We start from the raw sequence: 11,497 nt of genomic DNA, 5'->3' as shown, positions 1-11,497 counted from the left end.
CACCTCAGTGCGCAGGATTTTTTTTAAGGGGTACACCTTTTTCTGTTCAGATCCGCACAAAAAACAGATCTTATAAAGATCACCTTACAATCTCAAGGAAATCTTTAAATTCCGGTACATCGGCCCGATCCAGAACTTCAAAAAGCAGTCCTTCCACGGAGGCGGGAAAAACCCCAAAAGCCTGAAGACGTAAAAGACCGGCCTCCCTGTCAGCCTGCCTGCGGGAAGCCACGGCATCCCTGGCCACATGCACCCGGAATCCCTCACGGGTAAGGCCCATGGCGGTCTGGGCAACACAGACATGGGCTTCGATACCACAGATCAGCACATCCAGGGCTCCGGTATCAGCCAGCCAGGAACGGAAAGCCGCTTCCCGATGTCCGGAAAAATGTTGCTTGGTAAAGAGGGGGGCTTCATCAGCGAGGGCACGCAATCCGGGCAGTACGGGGCCGAGACCTGCAGGATTCTGCTGAAAAAAACAAAGGGGAAGTCCCAGAAACCGGGCACCCCGGATAAGGCAGGTGCAACGCTCCACAAGGCTTTCCGGATTTTCCATGGCTTTCAGCAGCCGTTCCTGCACATCCACCACCACGAGGGCCGGAGGGTTCAGAAAAAAACTCATGTGCCTTCTCTCCCATCCAGACATTCCAGGGCTTCGAGTATCCCCAGCAGAAAACGCCAGCCCTTTTCCAGACTGTCCCGCTCAAGAAATTCATCGGGTCTGTGGATATTGCCGCAGCGACAGATGCCAAAGGTGACGGAAGGCCAGCCTGCGGCCAGGGTCGCATTGGCATTGCTGCTGATGGGCCGTTCCCGGAGACTCATACCTTCGGAGGTCGCAGCCTTTCTCAGGGCAAGGCGGAGAAGATTGGGCTGTACCGGCCCCGCCGCAGGCCTGTGGCCGATATTTTCCAGCACGGGGGCCAGAGGAAAACCGGGAGCCATGGCCTTCAGTCTGCGATCCAGACGATCCAGACGCAGGGGATCCGTGCTGCGAAACTCCATTTTTGCCTCTGCCCTTCTCGCAATGGCATTGATTCCCTCCCCGCCTTCAATGGTACCGATATTAAAGGTGAGACGGCCTTCCAGGGAGGCATCCCTGTCATCGGCCATGGTTTCTGCCTTTTGCAGAAAATTCATGAGCGCGGAGATGGCACTTTCCCGTCCCCAGTGTTCCCAGGAATGCCCCCCCTGTCCCTCTACCCGTACCCGATAACGCCGGGAACCCGTACCGGAGAGGGCAAAATTTTCCATGCCCAGATCCAGACAGAGAAAGGCCTGGGGAGGCTCAAGGGTACGGCGGATAAAATGTTTGATTCCCATGAGATTGCCCTCGCCCTCCTCACATACGGAAAAAAGCAGGTGCAGAGGTCGTTTCGGGGACAGACGCTTTTCATGAAGACACCGGGCCAGCAGGGCAAGAAAGGTGACCGCAGCAAGGTTGTCTGCCACCCCCGGCCCCCTCAGACGGCCCTCTTCCACGATGAGAACACCGCAGCCAGCACCAACTACATCCATATGGGCATCCAGAACCACAGCCCCCAGAGCTTCGCATCCCGGAAACACCACTTCAAGGTTGCCCACTTCATCACAGAAAAAAGGAATGCCAAGGTTTTCAAAATATTTTTCAAGAACCCTGCGCCGTGCCTCCTCCTGCCCCGTTGCACCGGGAGTGGCCATCAGATGGCGGAGAAGACTTAAAAAGGCTTTTTCATCCAGAAAGTACATGGAAACTCCTTTTCAGGAAGAAGGGCTGCCGAATGTTGTACCCATTTGGAATCCCATGGCTTTTAAGCATACGCCCATCTTTACTTTTTTGCAAAAATCCTTTTGCTGGAAGAAGCCTTCCCCTTGACAGAGAATTCACTATGCTTAAATTTCAGCCATAAAAGAGCTTGCCATGGCAATGCAAGACTTTATAGTTAAAAATATAAGTAAACGGATAAAAAAATTATGCTGCTTGTATTTATGGCCTATTTATTTAAAATGTAACATGATTAGACAATGAATTTTGCATCGCAAAAATACAGGCAAAAAATAACCTTCTTTATTTAAGAGATACTTATTCCTGTAAAAATATACTTACCAAGGAGGTGCATCATGACACTTGTACGCTGGGAACCCTTCCGCAATGCCGCCAGCCTTCAGGAACGGATTAACCGCATGTTTGACGAAGCGTTTAACAAAGCCAGGGATATGGAAGAAAATGCCATGGGTACATGGCGGCCCTCCGTAGATATCTTTGAAACGGAACACGCCATCATTCTGGAAGCCGAGCTTCCCGGTGTGATCCGGGAGGATATCAATGTGGAAGTGGAAAACAATGTCCTGACCCTGAAGGGAGAACGTAAAGACATCCGTGAGGTGGAGGAAGACTGCTATTATCGCAGGGAACGTATCGTTGGCCGTTTTCACAGGGCATTTACCCTGCCCATGGATATAAACCATGATCAGATCAAGGCGAATTTCCAGAATGGCATTCTCCGTCTGGAAGTGCCTAAGCCTGAGGAGAAAAAACCAAAGAAAATCGCCATTGCCGTAGAAAACAGATAAACGCTTTCCGGCTTTCCCCAAAGGGATAGAGGTACTTTGGAAAAGCTGGTTTACCGGAAAAGCCGTTCCCCTCTTCTGAAAGACCCTGCATATTCATGCAGGGTCTTGTTTTTTGGAAAAAAAGAAGTTTTTTGCCCGAATGAATTTACAGAAGGAGGTCTTTCGGTCTAAAAAAACAAAGACAGAACATCGGGAGTCTGCTGGCTGTGCTGGCAGCTTCTTTCCTGAAATTTTTTCCCATAAAGTGACCTGTGAACATTTCTCCCCCCCAAACCTGGCAGCAGCTCCTTCAGAACAGACTGGAAAGTCCCGAGGCCATTGCCTCGGCCTTTCACCTGAATCCGGAAGACGTGGCCCGTGTCACAGCCCGCTATCCTGCCCGCATCAATACCTATTACCGGGATCTGATCCGCCAGCATGGCAGCCCCCTCTTTCTCCAGGCCGTTCCCCATGAGGAAGAGCTGGAGGATGTCCCCGGACTTCTCCCCGATACCCTCTGCGAAGAAGCCCAGTCTCCGGTTCCGGGGCTTTTCCACCGCTACCCGGATCGGGTGATTCTCGCCGTATCTTCGGAATGCGCCCTCTTCTGCCGCCACTGCATGCGCAAAAGGGATCTGGGGAAAAAAACGGTCTTTGACCAGAAAGCCGCCCTTCGCTATCTTGCAGGCCATCCAGAGATCAAAGATGTCATCCTCTCCGGCGGCGATCCCCTCATGCTTTCCGACGAGCGGCTTGAAGAACTTCTCAGCGCCCTCCGGAGTATTCCCCATGTGGAAAGCCTGCGCATCCACACCCGTATGCCCTGCACCCTGCCCCAGCGCATCACACCGGAACTTACCGCCATGCTGCGCCGTTTTGCCCCCCTTTTTGTCAACACCCACTTCAACCATCCGGCAGAAATCACGGAAGAAAGCCGCAGAGCCTGCGGTCTTCTCATCGACAGCGGCATTCCCGTTGGCTGCCAGTCCGTACTTCTCCGGGGAGTCAATGACGACAGCCGGATTCTCGCCACCCTTTTCCGCAAGCTGCTCTCCATGCGGGTGAAGCCCTATTACCTGCACCATCCTGACCCGGTGGCGGGTATCCTGCCCTTCCGCATGGATCTGGAAAAGGGACTGAATCTCTACAGAACGCTCAGGGGGCATGTTTCCGGTATGGCCGTCCCGCCCTATATGATAGATTTGCCCGGAGGCGGGGGCAAGGTGGCCCTGCATCCGGACTTTCCCTACGAAATCGGGAAAGACGGCTGGATGCGGGTCTTGAATTTTGAGGGGAAAGTCCATTATTATCCGGCGAAGATTCACCCTTCTGGCCCTGTGCCCTGCCCATTCACCAAGGAGATCCCCATGGAGCTTAGCCTTACCAAGATGCACGGTCTCGGAAATGATTTTCTTCTCATGGATGACCGGGATGGCCGTATTGCCGGGAAACGGGACTACGCGGATCTGGCCAGACAGCTCTGCGACCGGCATTTTGGTATCGGTGCCGATGGCCTTATTCTGGTACTGCCTTCCAGGGACTGTGATATGGCCTTCCGCATTTTCAATGCCGATGGCTCTGAGGCGGGGATGTGCGGTAATGGTATGCGCTGTTTTGCGAAATTTCTTTATGAAAGCTCCCGGCTGCGTCAGAAAAGCATGGATATCGAAACCCTCTCCGGCCCTGTGACCTGTATTCTGGAAAACGACGGGGAAGACAGGGTCCAGCAGGTGCGTGTGGATATGGGGCCTCCCCGTCTGCTTCCCGGTGAAATCCCTTTTCTCTTTACGGGAAAGGAAGCCCTGGAAGTTCCCCTCCAGGCCATGGGTCAGACCTTTCAGGTGACCCCCGTTTCCATGGGAAATCCCCATGCCGTGATTTTCATGGATCATATCGAAGAGATTCCCCTTGAAATCTGGGGCTCCGCTGTGGAAAAACATGAAGCTTTTCCGGAAAAAACCAATGTGGAGTTTGTGCAGGTACTTTCTCCGGAAAAGGTGAAGGTACGGGTATGGGAAAGGGGAGCTGGCCTGACCCTGGCCTGTGGTACCGGAGCCTGTGCCGTTCTTGTGGCGGGTGTGCTCACGGGGAGACTGGAGCGCAAAGCCGAAGTGCAGCTTCCCGGTGGCTCTCTTTTTGTGGAATGGAACGAAAAGACAGGCCATGTGTACAAAACCGGGCCTGCCGTCACTGTTTTTGAAACCCGGATCCCCCTCTGAGGAAAACCATGCCAAGCCCTTCCCATAATATGCTCCAGGAAGCCGTCAGCCTTGCTGCGGACTATATCCGTACCCACAGTGCCCTTATACCCGAAATCCTCATCATGACCGGAACGGGGCTGGGAGACAGTGCCGGCAGCCTTGAGACCTGCACCACCCTTTCCTATGCTGAAATTCCGGGTTTTCCGATTTCAACCGTTGCCAGCCATGCCGGAGAACTGGTGCTGGGCCACCTTTCCGGAAAAAACGTGGCCGTCATGCGGGGCCGTTTCCACCTCTATGAGGGCTACAGCCCCGGAGAAATCGCCTTTCCCCTGAGGGTTTTCCGCAGTCTCGGCGTACAGATCCTCATCCTCACCAATGCCGCAGGGGGCGTGGGGCCAGGGTTTAACGTGGGCGACCTCATGCTCATCCGGGATCACATCAACCTGACGGGGGAGAATCCCCTGATCGGCCCCAATGTGGATGTCTGGGGTCCCCGTTTTCCCGATATGTCCTGCGTCTATGATGCGGATCTGCGAAGCCTTGCCCTTGCCGTTTCAAAGGATCTGGGATTTTCCCTTCGTGAAGGCGTGTACGTGGGGCTGAAAGGGCCTTCCTTTGAAACCCCCTCGGAAATCCGCTTTCTGAAAAGCATCGGTGCCCAGGCTGTGGGCATGTCCACCATCATGGAAGTAATCGCGGCCCGCCATGGGGGGATGCGGGTTCTGGGGATTTCCACCATTACCAACATCAATGATCCGGATCATCCTGAAATGGCTACCCTTGAGGCTGTTGTGGAAGCTGCTGGCAAGGCGTCTTCACGGCTGGAACAGCTGATGACAACCCTTATCGGGAGGCTCTGATGCAGGCGGATATACTCATTGAAAATGCCTGGGTTCTCACCATGGATGCGGAAAACAGGGTCTTCCGCAAAGGCGGTCTTGCCATTCTGGGAGACAAAATTCTCGCCACAGGCCCCATGGAATCCCTTTCCCACATCCGGGCTGAAGAACGGCTGGATGCAGAAGAGGGGATTCTCATGCCGGGCTTTGTCAATGTCCATACCCACGCCTCCATGACCCTTTTCCGGGGCCTTGCCGACGATCTGCCCCTGATGCGCTGGCTGGAAGATCATATTTTTCCTGCGGAATCCCGGCTCTCGAAGGATCTTGTGCGCCAGGGCGCGGATCTGGCCTGTCTGGAAATGATAGCCTCAGGCACCACAACCTTCTGCGACATGTATCTCTTTGAGGAAGGTGTTGCCGAAGCTGCCCGGGATGCGGGGATGCGGGCTGTGGTAGGAGAAGTCCTCTACGATTTCCCCTCTCCGTCCTACGGTTGCCTGGAACAGGGATTCGCGCATGTGGAAGCCATGGCCCTGGCCTGGAAGGATCACCCCCGCATCACCATTGCGGTGAAACCCCATTCGCCCTATCTCTGTGCGCCGGAGCTTCTCGTCCGGGCCTTTGAACTTGCGGAAAAGCACAACCTTCCCTTTGTCATCCATCTGGCGGAAACCCTTTCCGAGGAACAGCGCATCCAGGCCGCCTACGGCAAAAGCCCCACGGCCCATCTCGCTGGCCTCGGGACACTTTCCCCAAGAACCCTCGCGGCCCACTGTGTGGTCATGAGCGAAAACGACATCGCCCTTTTTGCCGAAAAAGGTGCCCATGTGGCCCACAACCCCCAAAGCAATATGAAACTCGCTTCAGGCATCGCTCCGGTTCCGGATATGCTGGCTGCGGGAATTTCCGTAGGCCTGGGAACGGATGGGGCCGCATCGAACAATGACCTCAACATGCTCTCGGAAATCCGGGCCGCAGCCCTGATTCACAAGGTGACCCGCAAGGATCCCACGGTGATGAATGCCCGTACCGTACTGCGCATGGCCACCATCGAAGGGGCAAGATGTCTGGGGCTGGAAGACCGCATCGGCTCTCTGGAAGCGGGCAAAGAGGCGGATCTCATCCTGATCCGTACGGACAGCCCCCACATGACCCCCCTCTACCATCCCTGTTCCCATGTGGTCTATGCCGCTGGTCGCCATGACATCTCCGATGTCTTTATTGCGGGAAAAAGGGTTTACCGAAACCGGGTTTTCACCACCCTGGATGGAAAAGCGGTCTGCGCACGGGCAAGGGAGGCGGCCCTTCAGATCCGGCAGGGCCTGTAAAAGGCTTTTAACGATTGAAGATCCCGGATTCTTGTTCACTGGGACAGGAAGGAAGCCGTCCCTCCCTGTCCGTTATACCTGTACCTGCCCCCTTTGTTTCCGTGAACCATTTTTACAGCTTCATCCGTAGTGGAAGCGATAGTCCTTGTCCTGCCCCAGGACAGATACGCTTGTCCTGAAATCCATGATGCCTGTATGATTGTGATCGTTCTCCAGTCATGCAGTTCTTCCTCCTTTTCTGCTCTCTAATGTTTATGGAGGTACCTGTGCCACCCTCCTTTCTCCTGAGACTCCCCTGGATGGCCTCCAGGCTTTCCCCATCCTTTCATGCGGATATGAAGGCCTTTCTGCCCTATTTTGATGAGAGAAATCTCCATGCCAGACGTCTGGCCCTGATGGTGGGCATCTTTTTTTTCGCGATTTTCGGCTTTCATGATGCGGTTTTTCTTTCAGGAAAAAAACTCTATATTCTCTGGGGGATACGGTATCTTCTCATGATTCCCCTCGGTCTTTTTTTTCTCCTGTGGAGTTTCCGCAGCAAAGGAATCCAGAAGTACCTGGAACCCATTGTGGCCACCCTGACCTGTATGTGTGCCTTCAGCATGATCTATATGCTGGCCATTGCCCCCGATACCATGGCTGCGGCCAACTTCATGATCGGGATTCTTCTCGTCACCTTTGTGGGCTACAGTATTTTCCGTCTTTCCTTTTTCTGGGCAAGTGTAACAGGAATGGTGATTTTCCTGGCCTATCTGGGGGCACTGCCCTGGCTGCCCCTGGAGATCGGCTATGCGACCTCCTATGCCCTGCAGCTGCTCTGCGGCAACATTGCCTTCATGATGGGCGCCTTTGTAACGGAAAATGTTTTTTATCGGGAGTTTCTGTCCTTAAAAAAACTGGAGGCACAACGAGAAGAAATTGAAACCCTGAATACGGATCTGGAAAAACGGGTGGAGGAAAGAACCCGTACTTACAATGAAAAGGCCCTTGAAGCCGAAAGCCTGATACTGAAGCAGCAGGCAGTGGAAAGAACCCTGCGCATGACGGAAAAGCAGCACCGGGATCTTCTGGAGGTGGTGGAAGATGCCTGTTTTGAAATGGACAGGGAGGGCCGTATTCTCTTTTTCAATACCGCCCTCTGCCGGATCACGGGGCGGCAGCCTGCGGAAATCCGGGCCAACCGGTTTTACTGCTGGCTCAATGTGGAAGATGCCACCCTGCTCCGAAAGCTCATGGAAACCATGGGACGCACCGGAGGTACCCGTATGCTTTCCCTTTCTCTGGAAAATCCCGAAGGAGAACTCCTTTCCATCCGACTCAGCGTCTCTCCCATTGAAGACGGGCAGAGCCATATTTCAGGATTCCGCTGTGTGGGCAGGGATATGAGTCGGGAAGCGCGGCTGAAAACGGATCTTCAGAAAATCCAGGAGTACCGGGATCAGGCGGATTCCCGGCATTTTTACTTTCTGCGCAGTCTGGCCTTCAGTCTTCGCACTCCCCTGAACGCCCTTGTGGGGGGGCTGCATCTTCTTATGGAAAATGGTTTTGAGAGTACAAAACAGGTCGGCCCCCTGGGAGAGGCCGCTGAACGGATGCAGCGGGTGCTGGATGACATACAGGATTATGCCCAGATGGCTGAAGGTCGCTGGGCTCCCCTGGCTTCCGGAAGTTTTTCCCCGGAAAGCACAGGCCGGGACGTCTGTCAGGCCTATGCAAGACTGGCTGAAATCCGGGGGCTGGCCTTTCTTTTTGAAACCAAAAAACTTCCCGACTTTTTACAGGGGGATGCCCGTTTTCTGTCCAGAATTCTCACCAAACTTCTGGACAATGCCCTGCGCTTTACGGACAGGGGAAAGATTGAGATTTTCATGGGATGCCGCGAAATTGCCGGTGTCCTCTGGCTGACCCTTGAAGTATCCGATACGGGCTGCGGTATGGATGCGGAACAGATTGCAAAGGCCTTTGAAGCGCCCTACCGCATGGACAGCAGTTACGGTATGGAAAAGGACGGGCCGGGGCTGGGATTGGGTCTGGCCTTTATCCGTCTTATGATGGAAGAAATGGAGGGCCATATCCGCATCCACAGCCAGCCGGGAAAGGGGACACGGGTACTCTGTGAGCTGCCCGTACACCCCTCCCATGAAAAAAAACCTGAATATCCCTTTGTGTCTCAGAAAAAGGAGGAGAGCATACGGGTTCTGCTGGTGGAAGACAACCTGATCAATCAAAAAATCACCCTCAAACTGCTGGAAAAAAACGGCTACATCCCGGATCTTGCTGAAAATGGTCTGGAAGCACTGGAAAAACTGGCACTTCAGACCTATGATCTCGTTCTGATGGATGTGCAGATGCCGGAGATGGACGGGCTTACCGCCACACGTAAGATCCGGGAAGGGGCCTGCGGTGATCTGGTTCGCATGCTTCCCATTGTGGCGTTTACGGCCCACACCACGTTACAGGACAGGGAAGCCTGTCTTCAGGCGGGCATGGATGAAGTCATCACCAAGCCCGTGAAACCGGATGTGCTGCATGCCACAGTGGAAAAATGGGCACGGACAAAGACTCCGTAAAAAGCCCCCTTCCCGCACCAAGCCACCACCATATCAGGGGAGTACCGGATGGAAACAGTCAGGGAGTTTATGGCGGTCGCCAGGGGAGAGACCCTGGTGGATCTGCTTCTTGTCAATGGAAAATTTGTGAATGTGTATGCCGGAGACATCCAGGAAGGTTCCCTTGCCATCCATGGGGGACGTTTTGTGGGATTTGGGGACTATGCGGCAAAGGAGATTCTCGATCTCAAAGGAAGGCACGTTGCACCGGGTTTTATTGACGCCCACCTTCATCTGGAAAGCAGCATGGCCTCCCCTTCAGAATTTGTAAAAGCCGTACTGCCGAGAGGCACCACCACCGTGGTGGCAGATCCCCATGAAATTGCCAATGTGCTGGGTACAGCGGGCATTCGTTACATGCTGGAAGCCAGCGAGAACCAGCCCATGGATCTCTTCTTCACCCTGCCTTCCTGTGTGCCCGCCACCCATATGGAAACCTCAGGAGCCCGTCTTGAAGCCGAAGATCTGCTCCCCCTCTTTGATCACCCCCGGGTGCTGGCCCTGGCGGAGATGATGAATTTTCCCGGGGTTATTTTCGGGGATACCGGGGTTCATGCCAAGATCCGGGCCGCCCATGAGAGACAGAAACCCGTGGATGGTCATGCACCGGGACTTTCGGGAAAGGCCCTCAATGCTTATCTGGCTGCGGGTATGGCTTCAGATCATGAGTGCACCACACCGGAGGAGGCTCTTGAAAAAATACGCGGCGGCATGCACATCATGGTACGGGAAGGCACCTGTGCCCAGAACCTTGACGCCCTGCTGCCCGCCCTGAATGAACAGACCTGCCGCCGCATGATGTGGTGTACCGATGACCGGCATCCCCATGATCTCCTCCATGAAGGGCATATCGACGATATTGTCCGCAGAGCCATTGCCGCAGGCGTGGATCCCGTCACCGCCATACAGATGGCGACCCTCAACCCGGCCGAATATTTCGGCCTCAAGGACAGGGGGGGGATTGCGCCGGGAAGACGAGCAGACTTTGTGGTCATCGGAGATCTGGATGGTTTACGCATTGAGGCCGTATATGTCAGGGGAGAGCGGGTGGCCGAAAAAGGAAGACTGGCAGAGACCGTGGTGCTGCCCCGAACCCCGATCCCTCCGGAATCCATGCATCTTCTGCCGGAGCAGATCAGTTTTTCCCTGAAGGCGGAGGGAAAGAAAATCCGTGTCATTGATGTGGTTCCCGGTCAGGTGGTGACGGGAAGTCTCGTGTTGGAGGCAGCTGTCCGGGATGGCATGGCAGTGGCGGATACGAACCGGGATCTTGTCAAGATTGCCGTTGTGGAGCGCTATACGGGAAAGGCGGGCTGCGGCATTGCTTTTGTCCGGGGGCTGGGGATCCGGGGAGGGGCCATCGCTTCAAGTGTGGGGCATGATTCCCATAACCTCATTGTGGCAGGGGATACGGACAGGGATATGGAGATGGCAGCGCGGGAAATCATCACCATGAAGGGCGGCATGGTGGTGGTAAAGGAAGGCCGGGTGGCTGCGGCCCTGCCCCTTGCCATTGCGGGACTGATGTCCACCGCAGCCATGGAATCCATTGAAAAGGCCATGGCTGCCCTGATCCGGGAAGCCCATTCTCTGGGCTGTACCCTGGCCGATCCCTTCATGACCCTGGGCTTTCTTTCTCTGCCCGTCATTCCATCCCTGAAACTGACGGATAAGGGGCTTGTGGATGTGGATCGTTTTGAACAGGTTCCGGTTTTTATCGGGGAATAAAACCTTGGCATTCTAAAGAAACCGTGCTGTTTTCGTCCCATCCCGTAAACAGCACGGTCTTTCGCTTTTAGGAGAACCAGAAACCTGCTCCCGCCTCTTTACGTCTGTACGTCTTTCAGAATCTTTCCTTCTCTGAAAGCCAGATTTTCCTGTCTGGCTGCCCTGTCTCCCTGAATTTCCACCTTGCATGTGCAAAAACCATTTGATACACTTCTGATCAACCAGCCAATATCAATAGATCTTGCAGTTTTTAT

8 protein-coding genes are annotated in these 11,497 nt (G+C 54.4%); 6 read left to right on the top strand and 2 right to left on the bottom strand.

Annotated elements, in window-relative coordinates:
* Positions 1-79 precede the first annotated feature (79 nt).
* Together BR04_RS06005 and BR04_RS06000 are read right to left on the bottom strand one after the other, a co-directional pair.
* The gene (locus BR04_RS06005) at positions 80-622 is read right to left on the bottom strand and encodes an isochorismatase family protein (RefSeq protein WP_496355095.1); all 543 of its coding nucleotides are present in this window, start codon (positions 620-622) and stop codon (positions 80-82) included.
* Complete coding sequence (locus BR04_RS06000) at positions 619-1,728, bottom strand: M20 family metallopeptidase (RefSeq protein WP_496355094.1); 1,110 nt, start codon at positions 1,726-1,728, stop codon at positions 619-621. The genes BR04_RS06005 and BR04_RS06000 overlap by 4 nt, the downstream gene beginning before the upstream one ends.
* Before the next feature lie 372 nt (positions 1,729-2,100).
* Between BR04_RS06000 and BR04_RS05995 the strand changes: the two genes are divergently transcribed.
* From BR04_RS05995 to ade, 6 genes are all read left to right on the top strand, one after another.
* Positions 2,101-2,553: an Hsp20/alpha crystallin family protein gene (locus BR04_RS05995; protein WP_496355093.1), complete on the top strand. Its 453-nt coding sequence runs from the start codon at positions 2,101-2,103 to the stop codon at positions 2,551-2,553.
* 251 nt (positions 2,554-2,804) lie between these two features.
* Complete coding sequence (gene dapF / locus BR04_RS05990) at positions 2,805-4,751, top strand: diaminopimelate epimerase (protein ID WP_496355092.1); 1,947 nt, start codon at positions 2,805-2,807, stop codon at positions 4,749-4,751.
* Positions 4,752-4,759: 8 nt separating this feature from the next.
* On the top strand, positions 4,760-5,596 hold the full coding sequence (locus BR04_RS05985; RefSeq protein ID WP_496355091.1) for a purine-nucleoside phosphorylase: 837 nt from the start codon (positions 4,760-4,762) through the stop codon (positions 5,594-5,596).
* Entirely contained in the window at positions 5,596-6,906 is a 1,311-nt protein-coding gene (locus BR04_RS05980) for an amidohydrolase (protein ID WP_496355090.1), read from the top strand. The genes BR04_RS05985 and BR04_RS05980 overlap by 1 nt, the downstream gene beginning before the upstream one ends.
* Before the next feature lie 266 nt (positions 6,907-7,172).
* On the top strand, positions 7,173-9,476 hold the full coding sequence (locus BR04_RS05975; protein WP_496355089.1) for a response regulator: 2,304 nt from the start codon (positions 7,173-7,175) through the stop codon (positions 9,474-9,476).
* Between the two features lie 48 nt (positions 9,477-9,524).
* A complete protein-coding gene (gene ade, locus BR04_RS05970; protein ID WP_496355088.1) occupies positions 9,525-11,243 on the top strand; it encodes an adenine deaminase in 1,719 nt (572 codons plus the stop codon).
* Positions 11,244-11,497 lie beyond the last annotated feature (254 nt).

Source organism: Desulfobotulus sapovorans DSM 2055, from assembly GCF_059569355.1.
This window is presented reverse-complemented; position numbering and strand designations above follow the sequence as displayed.

Bases quoted from the DNA above. Each gene is read 5' to 3' on its own strand.
- BR04_RS06005 (WP_496355095.1), bottom strand. From the start codon at position 622: ATGAGTTTTTTTCTGAACCCTCCGGCCCTCGTGGTGGTGGATGTGCAG.
- BR04_RS06000 (WP_496355094.1), bottom strand. From the start codon at position 1,728: ATGTACTTTCTGGATGAAAAAGCCTTTTTAAGTCTTCTCCGCCATCTG.
- ade (WP_496355088.1), top strand. From the start codon at position 9,525: ATGGAAACAGTCAGGGAGTTTATGGCGGTCGCCAGGGGAGAGACCCTG.
- BR04_RS05980 (WP_496355090.1), top strand. From the start codon at position 5,596: ATGCAGGCGGATATACTCATTGAAAATGCCTGGGTTCTCACCATGGAT.
- BR04_RS05985 (WP_496355091.1), top strand. From the start codon at position 4,760: ATGCCAAGCCCTTCCCATAATATGCTCCAGGAAGCCGTCAGCCTTGCT.
- BR04_RS05995 (WP_496355093.1), top strand. From the start codon at position 2,101: ATGACACTTGTACGCTGGGAACCCTTCCGCAATGCCGCCAGCCTTCAG.